The 16,172-nt window shown below is 62.3% G+C and carries 11 protein-coding genes and 2 tRNA genes; 4 read left to right on the forward strand and 9 right to left on the reverse strand.

The features are described 5' to 3' along the window. The first annotated feature begins 246 nt into the window (after positions 1 to 246). Positions 247 to 1,956 (forward strand): NAD(P)H-hydrate dehydratase, encoded by a 1,710-nt coding sequence (locus tag ACE3UG_RS01245; protein WP_374618515.1) that lies wholly within the window; start codon positions 247 to 249, stop codon positions 1,954 to 1,956. A 122-nt stretch (positions 1,957 to 2,078) separates the two neighbouring features. After that, positions 2,079 to 3,746 carry a glucose-6-phosphate isomerase gene (pgi, locus tag ACE3UG_RS01250; RefSeq protein WP_374618652.1) on the forward strand — a complete coding sequence of 556 codons (1,668 nt, stop codon included), beginning with the start codon at positions 2,079 to 2,081 and terminating at the stop codon, positions 3,744 to 3,746. A gap of 134 nt (positions 3,747 to 3,880) precedes the next feature. Here the strand turns inward: pgi and ACE3UG_RS01255 are convergent, their stop codons facing one another. Next, complete coding sequence (locus ACE3UG_RS01255; protein ID WP_374618517.1) at positions 3,881 to 4,573, reverse strand: ABC transporter ATP-binding protein; 693 nt, start codon at positions 4,571 to 4,573, stop codon at positions 3,881 to 3,883. Between the two features lie 52 nt (positions 4,574 to 4,625). On the opposite strand from ACE3UG_RS01255, the gene ACE3UG_RS01260 reads away from it, so the two are divergent. After that, entirely contained in the window at positions 4,626 to 5,270 is a 645-nt protein-coding gene (locus tag ACE3UG_RS01260) for an arylesterase (RefSeq protein WP_374618519.1), read from the forward strand. Positions 5,271 to 5,328: 58 nt separating this feature from the next. Here ACE3UG_RS01260 and ACE3UG_RS01265 read toward each other — a convergent pair whose 3' ends face one another. The 8 genes from ACE3UG_RS01265 to tig form a co-directional block, all read right to left on the reverse strand. Further along, complete coding sequence (locus ACE3UG_RS01265; protein ID WP_374618521.1) at positions 5,329 to 7,251, reverse strand: SurA N-terminal domain-containing protein; 1,923 nt, start codon at positions 7,249 to 7,251, stop codon at positions 5,329 to 5,331. Between the two features lie 82 nt (positions 7,252 to 7,333). Then, positions 7,334 to 7,410: transfer RNA gene (locus ACE3UG_RS01270), tRNA-Asp, on the reverse strand. A 14-nt stretch (positions 7,411 to 7,424) separates the two neighbouring features. Further along, a tRNA-Val gene (locus ACE3UG_RS01275) sits at positions 7,425 to 7,500 on the reverse strand. A 56-nt stretch (positions 7,501 to 7,556) separates the two neighbouring features. Next, positions 7,557 to 7,829, reverse strand: coding sequence for an HU family DNA-binding protein (locus tag ACE3UG_RS01280; protein WP_374618654.1), 273 nt, complete (start codon positions 7,827 to 7,829; stop codon positions 7,557 to 7,559). Positions 7,830 to 8,130: 301 nt separating this feature from the next. Next, positions 8,131 to 10,551: an endopeptidase La gene (gene lon, locus ACE3UG_RS01285; RefSeq protein WP_374618523.1), complete on the reverse strand. Its 2,421-nt coding sequence runs from the start codon at positions 10,549 to 10,551 to the stop codon at positions 8,131 to 8,133. A gap of 196 nt (positions 10,552 to 10,747) precedes the next feature. After that, entirely contained in the window at positions 10,748 to 12,028 is a 1,281-nt protein-coding gene (clpX, locus tag ACE3UG_RS01290; RefSeq protein ID WP_374618525.1) for an ATP-dependent Clp protease ATP-binding subunit ClpX, read from the reverse strand. Between the two features lie 236 nt (positions 12,029 to 12,264). Beyond that, the gene (clpP, locus tag ACE3UG_RS01295; protein ID WP_374618656.1) at positions 12,265 to 12,918 is read right to left on the reverse strand and encodes an ATP-dependent Clp endopeptidase proteolytic subunit ClpP; all 654 of its coding nucleotides are present in this window, start codon (positions 12,916 to 12,918) and stop codon (positions 12,265 to 12,267) included. Positions 12,919 to 13,044: 126 nt separating this feature from the next. After that, entirely contained in the window at positions 13,045 to 14,385 is a 1,341-nt protein-coding gene (gene tig, locus ACE3UG_RS01300; RefSeq protein WP_374618526.1) for a trigger factor, read from the reverse strand. A 396-nt stretch (positions 14,386 to 14,781) separates the two neighbouring features. Here tig and ACE3UG_RS01305 point away from each other — a divergent pair, with 396 nt between their 5' ends. Continuing rightward, positions 14,782 to 15,651: a TetR/AcrR family transcriptional regulator gene (locus tag ACE3UG_RS01305; RefSeq protein ID WP_374618658.1), complete on the forward strand. Its 870-nt coding sequence runs from the start codon at positions 14,782 to 14,784 to the stop codon at positions 15,649 to 15,651. The last annotated feature ends 521 nt before the right edge of the window (positions 15,652 to 16,172 follow it).

Consider the following 16,172-nt stretch of genomic DNA (forward strand, 5'->3'; position numbering starts at 1 on the left):
CCCAAGGCAGGCCGGTTCGACGCTCGCATGCGTGCTCGCAATCCGACGTCGTTTGCCGGGCATGCGGGCGGCCCGCCGTGTCGGGGAAGCCCGACACGGCGTCGGGATGCGCACCGGCAGGCAGAACGGCGCGATAAAGGCATAATCGATGGATCGGCACGCAGAACACGCCGCGCCCGGCCGTCGATCCCGGCATGAGGCGATGCACATCGTTCGCGGCCCTCGCCTCCGGGAGCTTTGCCTGTCATGTCCGATTCTCAACGCGTCGACGTTCCTGCCTCCCCCACTGCCCCTGTCGGCACAAGTCCACTCGTGCCGCCCCTGACGTTGCCCCCGTTGACGCAGTCTTCGTCCACGGCCGCTCGCGCATGCGTTGCGCTCGACTTGCTGCTTCCGGGCACGCTGCGCGACGTGGAGCGGGCGGCGGCCGCCAAACTTCCTGTGCACACGCTGATGACCCGCGCGGGTGCCGCCGTCGCCGAATGGCTCCATGGCCGCTTGCCCGCCCTCGCGAGCGCGGGTCGTCAACCGGTGTTGCTGCTTGCCGGCCCCGGCAACAATGGCGGCGACGCCTATGTTGCGGCCCGCGAGTTGCACCGCCGAGGGGTGCTCGTCGATGTCTGGCAGCTTGCCCCGCCGTCGGCCGACGACGCCCGCTGGGCACTCGCCGACGCCCTCGCCGCCGGCGTGCCGGTCCGTCCCGTTCCCGCCTCACCTGCATCGACGGCGCATTACGCGTGGATTGTCGACGGCCTCTTCGGAATCGGCCTGTCGCGCCCCCTCGAAGGCCCCGCAGGAGCGCTGGTGGACGCGATCGTCCACGCACATGCGCAGGGCACGCCCGTGCTCGCGATCGACATACCGAGCGGGCTGGCCGCCGCCACCGGCGTCGTTGATGGACCCGTCATTTGCGCCGACGTCACGATGGCAATGCTCGGCGCCACGCCTGGGCTATTCACAGGCACTGGGCGCGACGTGGCCGGCGAGGTGCTCGTCGCTACGTTGGGAGCGGACGAGGTACTGACGGCAATGCGCGCCGTACGGCCCGTCGGCAGTGCCATTTCGACGAGTGCGCCCGGCGCGTTTCTCGCGCATTTGCCGCAACGTCGACATGCATCGCACAAGGGCAGCTATGGGTCGCTCGCCGTTCTTGGTGGCCACGAAGGCATGGTCGGCGCGCCGCTGCTCTGTGCACGCACCGGCCTGATGACAGGCGCCGGACGAGTCTATGTGGGGTTCGTCGCACCCAACGCACCTGCGTGGGATCCCGTGCATCCCGAACTGATGCTGCGTCACGCCGAGAGTCTCGACCTCGCGACGATGCAGGCCGTGGCCATCGGTCCCGGGCTCGGGACATCGGCCGCTTCTGCCGCGTGTCTGTCGCGCGCGCTTGCCCTGGAGCACACGCCGCTGGTCATCGATGCGGACGCGCTCAATCTGCTCGCCACCGACCCGTCACTGGCCGAGCGCGTGCGCCGCCGCACCGGACCCACGGTCCTCACACCGCATCCGCTCGAAGCCGCGCGCTTGGCAGGTGGCGATGTCGCACGCGTTCAGTCGGATCGCCTGGCTTGCGCGCGGGCGCTCGCCGAACGCTTCAACGCGACGATCGTGCTCAAGGGCTCGGGCAGTGTCATCGACGACGGCACCTGCGCCTGGATCAACGTGACGGGCAATGCCGGGCTCGCCACCGCTGGCACGGGCGATGTACTCACCGGCGCCGTGGGCGCGCTGCTCGCGCAAGGCATGCCTGCGACGCAAGCCGCATTGGCCGCGGTCTGGTTGCACGGCCGGGCGGCCGAACGATGTGTCACCGAGGGAACCGGGCCTGCAGGGCTGACCGCCTCTGAACTTTTGCCCGCCATGCGCACCGAACTGGGTGACTGGCTGATCGAAGCGACGCGCTTGACCGCAGGCATGCGCCCACCGCATACGCGGCATCCCAGCTTGCCGTGACGGCGCGCGGTCAACGCGTTCGCACGCGCCACGGCCGCCCAACGCAGTCTGAGGCCTCATTTCAGCGCGATTGCATGACGACACCCGTTATACTTCGATTTACCGAAATGTCTCTAACGCACATGCCGTACAAGCCATCCGCGCCATCCACTCGCCTGGACCAACGCCCTGTCTGGCGTACCCTGCTTGAGCACCGCGACGAAATCGCCACGCAGCATATGCGCGACTGGTTTGCGGACGCCGATGCCAACACACGCGTCGAGCAGTTCTCGCTGCATGCGGCCGGGCTGTATCTGGATTACTCGAAGAACCGCATAACGGACAAGACGCGCACCCTGCTTACGCACCTCGCACGCGAATGCGACCTACCCGCCAAGCGTGAGGCGATGTGGGCCGGTGAGCATGTGAACGTCACGGAGAATCGCGCGGCGTTGCACGTTGCGCTCCGCGCGCCGAAGGGCATGACCTTTCACGATGCCGCTGGCGAAGTCAGCAGCGGGATATTCGAGACCCTCGCGAGAATGCGCGCCTTCAGTGACAACGTGCGCAACGGGCGCTGGGTCGGGGCGACAGGCAAGCCCATCAAACATCTGATCAACGTCGGCATTGGCGGATCGGATCTTGGTCCGCGCATGGTATGCGACGCCCTCGCCGTCTATGGGCGTTCGGACCTGAGTGCGCATTTCATCGCCAACATCGATCCGACCGAATTGGCGCGTACGCTGCCTACGCTCGACCCGGAAACCACGCTCGTGGTGGTGTGCTCGAAGACCTTCACCACGCTCGAGACGATGACCAATGCGCGCACGATTCGCGCGTGGTTCGTCGAACATGGCATTCCCGAGAGTGAACTCGGCAAGCATTTCGTCGCAGTGTCGACGAATGCCGAGGAAGCGATGCGCTTCGGCATCAACCGCGAGAACGTGTTCGAGTTTGGGGAATGGGTCGGCGGGCGGTATTCGCTGTGGTCATCGGTCGGGCTCATCATCATGCTCTATCTGGGCGCGCAGCATTTCGACGCGCTGCTTGCCGGCGCGCATGCGATGGATGAACACTTCCGTCACGCGCCGCTCGAGGCCAACATGCCCGTGCTGCTCGGGCTGATTGGCATCTGGTATCGAAATTTCTTCGATGCCCAGACACTGTCCATCGCCCCTTACACCGATGCGCTCCAGAAGCTGCCTCCCTATTTGCAGCAGTTGGATATGGAAAGCAATGGCAAGTCGGTGCAGATCGACGGCGCGCCCGTCGCATGGCAGACCGCACCGGTCATCTGGGGACAGCCGGGCACGAATGGCCAGCATGCCTACTTCCAGATGCTGCACCAGGGCACCACGCTCGTACCGGTGGACTTCATCGCGGTGCTGCACCCGCAATATGATGCGCCGGTCTATCTCGATCACCACCGCAAGCTCCTCGCCAACTGCTTCGCACAAAGCGAAGCGTTGATGCAAGGCGGCTCGACGGCCACAGCTGACCAGGCAGGCGGGCCGTTGGGTGCGCAACGTCGATTCGACGGCAATCGGCCGAGCAACATGCTGGTGCTCGACACGCTATCGCCCGAGCGCCTGGGTGCGTTGATCGCACTCTATGAGCACAAGGTATTCGTGCAGGCTGCCATCTGGAACATCAATCCCTTCGACCAGTGGGGCGTTGAGCTGGGAAAAACGCTGTGCCGCGCGATCGAGCCCGAACTCATCGATCCCGATTCGCTCAAGCCCGACGCGCACGACGCCTCGACAACCTCGTTGATCCGGCTCGCAGGTGAAACCCTGAACGGCAAGCGCTAGAAGCGCGTGATGCGCGTGGTGCGCGTGGTGCGCGTGGTGCGCGTGGTGCGCGTGGTGCGTGAAGGCGTGCTGTGCCGCTGCGGGCAAACGGTGACGGCAGCACTCACCGAGGCTTCCGACCCTACGCGTACGCGTCAGGCGGACACACCCTTGACCAGTCGCCCGCCAGCGAGCTGTACCGTCGCATCGCAACGTTGCGCAATCGCCAGATCGTGCGTCACGAGCACTAACGTCGCGCCGCTCGCCTCGTTGAGCGAGAACATCAGGTCGATGACCCGCTCCCCCGTCGCCGTGTCCAGACTGCCTGTCGGCTCGTCGGCGAACAACACTGTGGGTTCCGTGACAAAGGCGCGCGCCAGCGCCACGCGCTGCTGTTCGCCGCCCGAGAGTTGCTTCGGGTAATGCGTCAGACGAGCGCCCAGCCCCACTTGCTCAAGCAAATTAATGGCACGATTGCGCACGTCACGTGTCTCACCGAGCAACTCGAGCGGTAGCATCACGTTTTCAAGTGCGCTCAGATGCGGCATCAGTTGAAACGACTGGAAGACGAAGCCGACGGCACCGCGACGCAGCGCGGCCCGGCCCTCTTCGTCGAGATCGCCGAGCGACTTGCCCAGCAGCGTGATGCTGCCGTCGGTCGCCGTGTCGAGTCCGGCCATCAGGCCGAGCAGCGTGGACTTCCCGGAACCCGACGCGCCAACGATAGCCACGCTCTGGCCCTTCGCGACGGAGAAATCGATATCCTGCAAAATGACCAGTTCACCGGTAGCGTCGCGCAACCGTTTGCCCAGCCCCCGCACCTCAATTACGTTTTCGGAAATCGACATGGCAAGAAGAGAGTTCTTGAAATTGGCCGCCTCAGCCCTCGTAGGCTGGTGCATGCTCTCAGGGACCGCCGCGAACGCGGCAAGTTCGGATGCGCCGACGATTTTGGTCGTAGGCGACAGCCTTTCGGCGGAGTATGGCATCGCGCGCGGCGCGGGCTGGGTCAATCTGATGCAGCAGACGATCACGCAAAGCGGCTTCGATTATAACGTCGTCAACGCGAGCATCAGCGGCGACACGACCAGCGGCGGACGCGCGCGGCTGGCGCCGCTGCTGGCGCGGTATCATCCCGCCATCACCGTCCTGGAACTCGGCGGCAACGATGCACTGCGCGGCATTGCGCTTGACCTCACGCGCAGCAACCTGCGCGAGATGATCGTCGCCGCGCGCAAGGCAGGCAGCCGCGTGATCGTCATCGGCATGCGTATTCCGCCGAACTACGGCCCCGACTACAGCGAGCAGTTCTTCACGATGTTCTCCACGCTCGCCAAGCAGGAAAAGACCGGCTACGTGCCGTTCCTTCTGGCCGGCGTCGCCGAACATCCCGACTGGTTCCAGCAGGATCAGATTCATCCGCTTGCCAAGGCGCATCCGCAAATGCTGCAAAACGTCTGGCCGACGGTGAAACCGTTGCTCAAACGCACCGCTCAAGCCCCCGCCAAAGCGACGCACCCCCGGTCGCCATCCCCCGGCGCATAAAAAAACGCGGCCGATTGGCCGCGTTTCTTATCCATGCATCGATCCGCCTGTCGCCGGATCAGGATGCCGACTTGGTGACATCGTTGAGCACCTTGACCTTCGAGCGCGCCCGCAGGTCGCCCAACCAGGCGTTCCACTCAGCCTGAGCCGCCAACTGGTTGAGTTGCTGCGTCTCGGCGGCAAGACGCTGTGCGTCCTGTGTCGCCGGCTGCGTGACCTTGCTGATACGGTACACCGCATAGCCTTGCCCCTCGCCCAGCGCCACGCCGACATACGCGGGCAACTTGGCCGTGTCGGCGCTGAAGATCGCGCTCAGCGCTGGCACCGGCAGCTTGCCCGGATTGTCACGTGAAACGGTCTGCACGGCACCGAAGGCAGCATCGCCTCCCTTCTTGAGGGCGTCGAGCTTGGCCTCACCGGCCTTCGTCGCCGCTTGCTCTGCCAGATCGGCCACAACCTTCTCTTTGACCTGCGCCTCGATCTGCGCGAGCGGCGGCGTTGCTGCCGGGTGGTAATTCACCACGTGCGCCGACACCAACACACCTTGACCGACATCGACCGCCTCGGTATTGCGCTTGTTCTTGAGGGCCTCGTCGCCGAACACGGCCTTGAGCAGCTTCTCGTTGCCCAGCGGGCTCTTTGCCTGCGACGGATCCGGCCTACGTGTCACGCTCGCGGTCTGCACCTTCAGGTTCAGCTTGTCGGCGACCGGTTGCAAGCTATCGGGCTGCTCGTACACCGCATTGGTGAACTGGTCAGCCAGCTTGGCGTAGGCTTTCGCCGATTCCTGCTGACGATACTGATCGGCCAGCGTCCCCTTCACTTCGTCGAACGACTGGGTGTGCGCAGGCTTGATACCGGTGAGCTTGATGATGTGATACCCGAAGTCGCTCTTGACCACGTCGCTCACGTCGCCCTCGTTCTTGAGTGCGAACGTGGCATCGGCGAACGGCTTGACCATCGCGTCGCGCGTGAAGAAGCCCAGGTCGCCACCGTTGGCCTTCGAACCCGGGTCTTCCGAGTTCTCGCTGGCCAGCTTGGCAAAGTCGTCCGGGTGCTTCCTGATCTGCGCGAGCAAAGCGTCGGCCTTGGCCTTCGCCTTGGCATGATCGGCGGGCGACGCATCGGCCGGCGAAGCGATCAGAATGTGCGACGCACGACGTTCTTCCGGTGTCGTGTATTGCTTGAGATTGTCGTTGTACATCTTGCGCAGCACGTCGTCGCTCGCCGGTGACTGCGCCGATGCCGGAATCGCCTTCGGATCGAGCACGACATACTGGATCTCGGCCGATTCTGCCGTCTGGAAGGCAGCCTTGTGTGCGTCGTAGTACGCCTGAATCTGCTGCTGCGTCGGCACGATCTTGCCGGCGTAGTCGGTAACCGGGAAGGTCAGCGTCGACACGTCGCGCTGCTGAGCACGCAATTGAGTGAAGCGCTCGAGCACCGTCTTCGGCAACATGGCGCTCGCCTGCACGCTCGTCGGCAATTGGTTCGACGCCAGCTCGAAACGAATTTGCGCTTCGAGTCGCTGCGGCGTGAGGTTCTGCGCAGAGAGGAGTTGTTCGTACTTGGCCTGATCGATCGAGCCGTCCGGGCGGCGCAACTGGGCAATCGCCGGAATGGCGAGTAATGCCTCACGCACCTGCGCGTCGGGCACGGCCAAATGCTTCTTGAGCGTTTCCTGCGTGAGAAGCTTCTGCTGGATCAAGTTATCGAGCACAGCGCCGCGCATCTCGGGCGTATTGATCTGACTCGCATCGACCGCACCGCCAAACATCTGCTGCATGCGCTCGGTCTGCGCGCGAAGCACGCTGTCGTACTCCTGACGCGTCACGGTCTGATCGCCGACCTTGGCGATCGTACCGGCGTCGGCGGCGTACTCTTGCCAGCCATGAACGCCAAACACGACAAAAGACGGCACGATCAACACCGTCAGGAAGATGAGAACCAATCGTTGATGACGGCGGATAAAGTCGAACATACGAAATCGGATAATCCGTCTGGATACGTCTTAGGACGTCATATGGCAAAAAAGGCGAACCGAAGTTCGCCTTTTCACAATTTGGCGGAGCGGACGGGGCTCGAACCCGCGACCCCCGGCGTGACAGGCCGGTATTCTAACCAACTGAACTACCGCTCCCCAAGATCTGGAACTGGTGGGTGCTGAGGGGTTCGAACCCCCGACCTACGCCTTGTAAGGGCGCCGCTCTACCAGCTGAGCTAAGCACCCGTTCCCGATTCAAGCGTTGTTCTTGCTGCAACTTCCTACCGAAGCAGGAAAGCGAATTAGTTTAACGTATCTTTGAGCTGTTTGCCAGGGCGAAATTTCGGAACCTTCGCTGCCTTGATCTTGATCTCGTCACCAGTACGCGGATTACGACCTATGCGCGGCGCGCGCTTGGCCACGTGGAACGTGCCAAAACCCACCAGCGTCACTGCGTCCCCCTTCTTCAGCGCTTTCTTTACCGCACCCATCAATGCATCAAGTGCACGGCCGGCAGCCGCTTTCGAGATGTCTGCCTCACTCGCGATATGATCGATCAGTTCCGTCTTGTTCACTGTAACCCCCTTGCAAGGATAGTAGGCGATTGCGCCGCGGAGGCGCTCTATGCGCGCCTTGACATTGATCTGCGAGGTCCCGTCGGCTTTGTCATTAGACAAGCCGAAAACCCTGATGTCAAGCCGTTTTCCGCCCTTTCGGCCGCATAGGAAGCACTCCTGAATCTGCGATTTCCGGCGTCTATTTCCGAGCACTTTGCGTGAACAAAAAAAGCCCGGGGAAAACCCCGAGCTTTTGCGCAACTTCTCGCACGGCGCGCCACGGCGGAACCGCCCGTCGCGCGCCAGCGAAAAATGACCGTCAGTGCTTAATGACCTCCTGCTTGCCGCTCGCATCCGTCGTCGGCGCGACAGGCGCGGCCTTCGGCTCCTCGTCGGGCAGCGGCGTCGGTGCGTGCTCCAGCGCCAGCTCAAGTACCTTGTCGATCCAACGCACTGGCGCGATCTCCAGCGCATTCTTGACCGTGTCGGGAATCTCTGCGAGATCCTTCACGTTCTCTTCCGGAATCAACACGAGCTTGATGCCGCCACGATGAGCCGCCAGCAACTTCTCCTTGAGCCCGCCGATCGGCAACACTTCGCCGCGCAGCGTGATCTCACCGGTCATCGCCACATTCGCCCGCACCGGAATCCCGGTGAGCACCGAGACCAGGGCCGTCGTCATGGCGATCCCCGCCGACGGGCCATCCTTCGGCGTCGCACCTTCCGGCACGTGAATGTGAATATCCTTCTTCTCGAACTGATCGTCCGTCACGCCAAGGCGACGGGCTCGCGAGCGCACCACCGAGCGTGCGGCTTCGACCGACTCCTTCATCACATCGCCCAGCGAACCCGTGCGAATGATGTTGCCCTTGCCCGGCATCAGCGCGGCTTCAATGGTCAGCAGGTCGCCACCCACTTCCGTCCACGCCAGACCCGTGACCTGACCGATCTGGTTCTCCTTCATGGCCAGACCGAAGTCGAACTTGCGCACGCCCAGGAAGTTGTCGAGATTCGATGCATCGACCTTGATCGACGAGCCTTCGACCTTCTTGAGCAACAGCATCTTCACGACCTTGCGGCAGATCTTCGAGATTTCACGCTCGAGCGAACGTACACCGGCTTCGCGCGTGTAGTAACGGATGATGTCCCGAATCGCGGATTCCGCCAGTTCGATCTCGCCTTCCTTCAGCCCGTTGTTCTTCTTCTGCTTCGGCAGCAGGTAACGCTGGGCAATGTTGACCTTCTCGTCTTCCGTATAGCCCGAAAGGCGAATCACTTCCATACGGTCAAGCAGCGGCGCCGGAATGTTCAGCGAGTTCGACGTGGCCACGAACATGACGTCCGACAGATCGAAGTCGACTTCGACGTAATGATCCGAGAACGTGTGGTTCTGCTCCGGGTCGAGCACTTCGAGCAGCGCCGAACTCGGGTCGCCACGGAAGTCCATGCCCATCTTGTCCACTTCGTCGAGCAGGAACAGCGGATTGCGCACCGCGACCTTCGACAGGCTCTGCAGAATTTTGCCCGGCATCGACCCGATGTACGTGCGACGGTGACCGCGAATCTCAGCCTCGTCACGCACGCCGCCCAGCGCCATGCGCACGAACTTACGGTTCGTGGCACGTGCGATCGACTGACCGAGCGAGGTCTTGCCAACGCCCGGGGGGCCGACCAGGCACAGGATCGGAGCCTTGACCTTCTCCACGCGCTGTTGCACGGCAAGATACTCAAGGATGCGTTCCTTGACCTTTTCGAGACCGAAGTGGTCCTCGTCGAGCACGCGTTCGGCGTTCGACAGATCGTTGTTCACCTTGCTCTTCTTGCGCCACGGCAGACCGACCAGCGTGTCGATATAGTTGCGCACGACGGTTGCTTCGGCCGACATCGGCGACATCAGCTTGAGCTTCTTGAGTTCCGCGTCGGCCTTCTTCTTGGCTTCCTTCGGCAGATGGGCGGCCTTGATGCGCTTCTCGAGCTCTTCGAGATCTGCGCCTTCTTCACCTTCGCCCAACTCCTTTTGGATCGCCTTGACCTGTTCGTTCAGGTAGTACTCGCGTTGACTCTTCTCCATCTGGCGCTTCACGCGGCCACGGATACGCTTTTCCACCTGAAGAATGTCGATCTCGCTCTCGAGCTGCGCGAGCAGGTGCTCAAGACGCTCGATGACCGGGAACATCTCCAGAATCTTCTGCTTCTGCTCGAGCTTGAGCGGCAGGTGAGCCGCAATGGTGTCCGCCAGACGGCCAGCCTCGTCGATGCCCGACAGCGATGTCAGGATCTCAGGCGGAATCTTCTTGTTGAGCTTCACGTACTGATCGAACTGCGCCACGATCGCACGACGCAGCGCCTCGGATTCCGGCGAGTTACCGTCATCGGGTTCGAGCGGCATGACTTCCGACGTGAACTGGGTTTCCTCTTCGTCCACACTCAGGGTGCGGGCGCGTTGAATCCCTTCGACCAGAACCTTGACGGTGCCGTCGGGCAGTTTGAGCATTTGCAGGATGTTCGCCACGCAGCCGATCTCATAGAGATCCTTGGACGTGGGCTCATCCTTGGCCGCCGCCTTTTGCGCGACCAGCATGATGTGCTTGCCGCCTTCCATGGCGGTTTCAAGCGCTTTAATCGATTTCGGACGCCCCACGAAAAGGGGAATCACCATGTGCGGAAACACGACCACGTCGCGCAAAGGCAACAGGGGCAGTTGAATCGCTTCGGGCGGGAGGATTTGGGTGCCTGACATCTCGTTCCCCATATTTAACGATACCGTTGTGTTCCAGCTAATTGAGGCCGCCGGCGCGAATTACAAGAGGGTGGAAACAGCCCTTTCGCCGACAAGGTGCACCACTCGGGGTTTCATTGCCCGTTGGCACTAGTATGAAGGAAAAAAAGCCGTCCATGTTTCCATGAACGGCTTCGGGTAGCGCTGAGTTGACCGTTCAATTGGAGCCGGCAACCTTGGGCGACTCCTGATAGATCAAAAGGGGCTTCCCGTCGCCGCTGATCGCGTTTTCGTCCAGGATCACCTTGGTAACCCCCTTGAGCGACGGTAGTTCGTACATCACCTCGAGCAGTGCCTGTTCGATGATCGAGCGCAACCCTCGCGCGCCGGTTTTGCGCTTGATGGCCTTGCGCGCCACCGCGTGCATCGCCCCCGGACGGATTTCCAGTTCCACGCCCTCCATCATGAACAGGCGCTGGTATTGCTTGACCAGTGCGTTCTTCGGTTCGACGAGGATGGTCACGAGCGCGTCTTCATCAAGCTTACCCAGCGTGGCAACCACCGGCAGACGGCCGATCAACTCGGGGATCAGGCCGAACTTGATCAGATCTTCCGGCTCGACCTCGAGCAGCAACTCGCCGGCATCGCGCTCTTCGCCGGTCTTGACGGTCGCGCCGAAGCCGATCCCCGTCTTCTCGGTGCGGTTCATGATGATCTTTTCCAGACCATCGAACGCGCCACCGCAGATGAACAGAATGTTCGTCGTGTCGACCTGGATGAAATCCTGATTCGGGTGTTTGCGGCCCCCTTGCGGCGGCACCGAGGCCATCGTGCCTTCGACCAGCTTGAGCAGCGCCTGTTGCACGCCCTCGCCCGACACGTCGCGGGTAATCGACGGATTGTCCGATTTGCGGCTGATCTTGTCGATTTCGTCGATGTAGACGATGCCCTTCTGCGCCTGCTCGATCTCGTAGTTGCAGTTCTGCAGCAGCTTCTGAATGATGTTTTCGACGTCTTCCCCCACATAACCGGCTTCGGTCAGCGTGGTGGCGTCGGCAATCACGAAAGGCACGTTGAGCAGACGGGCGAGCGTCTGCGCGAGCAGCGTCTTGCCCGAGCCGGTCGGCCCGATGAGCAGGATGTTGCTCTTGGAGAGTTCGACCTCGTCGCGCTTGTCGCCGAGGTGCTTCAGTCGCTTGTAATGGTTGTAGACCGCAACCGCCAGGATTTTCTTGGCACGGTCCTGACCGATCACATATTGATCGAGGCTCTCACGAATTTCCTGCGGCGAAGGCAGGTCGGACTTGCCGCCACTGCCGCTCTCGTCTTCGGCCGCAGCGGCCTCGTCGCGGATGATCTCATTGCACAGATCGATGCACTCGTCGCAGATGAATACGGACGGCCCCGCGATGAGCTTCTTGACCTCGTGCTGACTCTTTCCGCAGAAGGAGCAGTAGAGCAGCTTTTCGCCGCTGGAAGTGCTTTTTTTATCCACCATATCTGTGTCAGCCTGCTAGCAATTTGCGCCCCGGTCGTCCCCCGCCGGGGCGGCAAACGCGGCATACGTGAAGTCCATTGTAACGCCATGCCGCGCGAGCGTGTGGCCCACCCGCGACGGCAATAAATTCCCTTTTACGACAAAGACTTGGCGCGGTTGGGCGGGCATTCGACAACAACACAACCCGGTGTCGCGCCAACGTGCTTGCCGTCCCGCACCCCGAATTCGTCGCCGAATCAGGGACGTTTTTCCAGCACGCGATCGATCAATCCGTACTCGACGGCATCGGCCGCCGACTTGAAGTTGTCGCGGTCGGTATCGCGCGCGATGACCTCAAGCGACTGACCGGTGTTCTCGGCGAGCAGACGATTCAACCGGTCTTTGAGCAACAGGATTTCCCGAGCGTGAATCTCGATGTCCGAGGCCTGTCCCCGTGCACCACCGAGCGGTTGGTGAATCATGATGCGGGCGTTCGGCAGCGCAAAGCGCTTGCCCTTCTCACCGGCGGCAAGCAGGAAGGCGCCCATGCTCGCGGCCATGCCCAGGCATAGCGTGGAGACGGGCGGCTTGACGAACTTCATGGTGTCGTAAATCGCCAGGCCCGCCGAGACGGAACCGCCCGGCGAGTTGATGTACATCGAGATTTCCTTGTCCGGATTTTCGCTCTCGAGGAACAGCAACTGGGCGACGACGAGGTTGGCGCTCTGGTCGTTGACCTCGCCCACCAGGAAAATGATGCGCTCCTTGAGGAGCCGCGAATAAATATCGTAAGCGCGCTCGCCACGACCACTTTGCTCGACGACCATCGGCACGAGGCCAAGGCCTTGCGTTTCGAGGGCGGAGTTGTGCGTCGGGGAAGCGAGTTGGGCGAGCAATTCGGAACGGGTAATCATATCGGTTCGACCCTTCTATCGAGATGGTTTTGCGCGCCGCAGGGAGGAGGCTCGAAGGCCCTTTGGAAAAGAACCGCCACGGCCTTGCGGCCGCAGCGGTTCAGTCGGTCGTGCCGCGTTCGATCAGGCTTGCGTATTGCCAGCCAACTCTTCGAAGCTGACCTGCTTGTCGATCACCTTGGCCTTACCCAGGACGAACTCGACAACATTGTTCTCGACCACGAAACCTTCCATTTCCGCCATGCGCTGCTGATCGCCATAGTACCAGCGGACGACTTCTTGCGGGTCTTCGTAGCTCTTTGCGAACTCTTCGACTTCGGCCTTGATCTGCTCCGGCTTGGCCTGCAGGTCGTTCTGCTTGACCAGTTCGGCCAGAATCAGGCCCAGCTTTACGCGACGCTCGGCTTGTTCCTTGAACATTTCAGCCGGAATCGGCACATTGGCCGCGTTCGGCACGCCGCGCTGCGTCAGGTCCTGGCGCGCCATGGCCACCAGACGCTCCTGATCCTGCGCGACGAGCGCGTTGGGCACGTCGAGTTCCGCCACCGAGATCAGCGCATTCATCACCTGATCCTTGAGCAACGCCTGCGTGCGACGCTTCACTTCGCGCGACAGGTTTTCCTTGATATCGGCGCGCATCTTTTCGATGCTGCCGTCGGCGATGCCGAGCGACTTGGCGAACTCTGCGTCGACTTCCGGCAGATGCGCCCACTCAACCTTCTTCAGCGTGACGGTGAACGTGGCCGTCTTGCCCGCCACTTCCTTGCCGTGATAGTCGTCGGGGAACTTGAGATCGAACGACTTCGACTCGCCGACCTTGAGGCCCAGCGTAGCCGTCTCGAACTCGGGCAGCATGCGGCCTTCGCCCAGCACGAAGACGAAATCTTCGGCGCTACCGCCAGCAAACACTTCACCGTCGAGCTTGCCGACGAAGTCGACCGTCACGCGATCACCGTCCTTGGCTTCGATCGCGCCGCCGTCGCCATGGGCGCCGGCTTCGCCGCGCACGTGGTAGTGCACGCGTTGCTTGCGCAGAATGTCGATGGTGCGATCGATCTCGGCTTCCGAGACATCGGTCGTGGTGCGGGCGACTTCGGCGCCCGCCAGATCGCCGATCTTGACTTCGGGATAGATTTCGAACGTGGCGTCGAATGCGTACTCGGTCTCGGCAGCGTCAGCCTTGGGCGCAAAGCGCGGCTGACCGGCCACGCGCAGATCCTGTTCCTTGCTGATGTCGAAGAACTGCTGGCCGACCTTGTCGCTCACGACCTCGGCTTCGACCTGACCGCCGTACTGCTGGGTCACCATCTTCAGGGGCACCTTGCCCGGACGGAAGCCCGGCATGCGAACCGTCTTCGACAGCTTCTGAATGCGGGCTGCAACTTCTTTTTCGACTTCCTGCTTGGGCAGGGCGATGGTAAAGCGGCGCTCGAGCTTGCCGAGGTTTTCAACAGCGATAGTCATGAGGATATTTGTCCATCCAGAGGGTCGTTCTGTGTTGCGGCGAGGGAATGCCACAAGCGGACCCTGTCAGTTAATCAACCTTGGGCCGGAGCCGACGATGCGACACCGGCTTCCCTCCTGCCCCCAACCAACTTTTGGGGTAGCGCCAAATTGGTTTTGCGCACAAAGCGGGACATTTTAGCAAACTATTGCCCCGCATCCAGACTTTCCGGCCGGAATTCCGGGAAATCGGACCATTTTGCCTTCACACGCCTTCCAGGCGCCCGACCTCTCCAGGCGCGCCCCATCGACCGGAACCATGCTTTAGAGGGTCCCGTCCACGAAAAGATCTTGGGGGATGTCCGCTGACGGCCTAGAATTCAATCGAACGTTTGAATGAAACATCGGTTCATTGCAATGGCGCGGCGCGACGCTGCGTCTCACTGGAGGTGCTTCGTGAGCCCACGCCTTTCGGCCGGCCGACACGCCGGCGATACCAAGCTGCGCATCCTGGATGCTGCGGAAGACCTCTTCATCGAATACGGCTACGAAGCCATGTCGTTGCGCCAGATCACGTCGCGCGCCGAGGTCAATCTGGCCGCCGTGAACTACCACTTCGGCAGCAAGGAAACCTTGCTCCAGGCCATGCTCTCGCGACGGCTCGACCAACTCAACGAGGAGCGTCTCGCGCTGCTGACCCGCGCCGAAGCGGCGTGGCCTGCGCCGCAACTCACGTGCGAACACGTGTTGGGGGCGATGTTCATTCCCGCGCTCGCCATTTCGCATCATCGAGAGATTGGCGGTCCGGCGTTTCTGCGCCTGCTCGGGCGCGTCTACGCCGATCCTTCGCCATTTATCCGCGACTATTTGCAGCAGCACTACGCCCCGGTTTTCGAACGCTTCTTCGACGCCTTCGCCCGATCGCTGCCCGAGTTGCCGCGTCAGGAACTGGGCTGGCGGCTGCACTTCGCGCTTCAGGCCCTGTCTGGCGTCCTCGCAAGCAGCGACACCTCCCGTCTGATCGACACGTTCGCGCAAGGCCAGCCGATGGGCGACCTGCAAGTCGTGGCGCGCCTGACTGCACTCATGGTCGCGGCGCTCAGGGCCCCGATGCCGGGCGAGGAACAACTGGCAAGCTTCGCCGCCGTCTTTGCGCTCGCGAAGGATGTCGACATCACGCCACCGCGTGAGGCGGGGCATGAATCGGCCCCCCCTAGCCCAACGCCCCACGATGAGAGCGGCGGGCCGGCGGCCAGCGGCAACGGTTGCTCGCTCGCGAGCGCCTGAAATGTGGATTCTGACGCAATAGGCCCGAGACGCCGGCCCGAGAAACAGCTTTGAGACATGCGCTCGCGACGTGAACTCGAGACGCGGGCTGGATGGGGACTGAGAAGTTGCCTTGAAAGGTTACCTTGAGCGGTTGCCTTGAGTCGTTGCCTTGAGTCGTTGCCTTGAGCGGTTGCCTTGAGCGGTTGACCTGGGACGCGGGCGTGACAGCGGCCCTTGGCGAAGACTTGAGCAAGACGGGCTGAAGTCGTGCCCGAACGCACGTTGCATCGCTGCGCCGAGCCTCGCTTTCGCAACCGGCGCGGGTCGTCATCCGAAATCGCGGTCTCGACGCGTCGCTCGCACTCCCGTGCCGCAACCCGTCGCCGCACGCACCAACAACAACGCCCTCGTCGGTTCGAGCTGCGCATCATGCCAGCAACCACTGCCAGAGGACACCAAGCCGACAGCCTCACGCGCCATCCGTTTGCCGCGCATGGCGAAGCGCCATGCGCGGGCACGGCAGGAAGCACCGGCGGGGA

Source organism: Pandoraea sp., from assembly GCF_041919235.1.
Classification (GTDB): domain Bacteria; phylum Pseudomonadota; class Gammaproteobacteria; order Burkholderiales; family Burkholderiaceae; genus Pandoraea.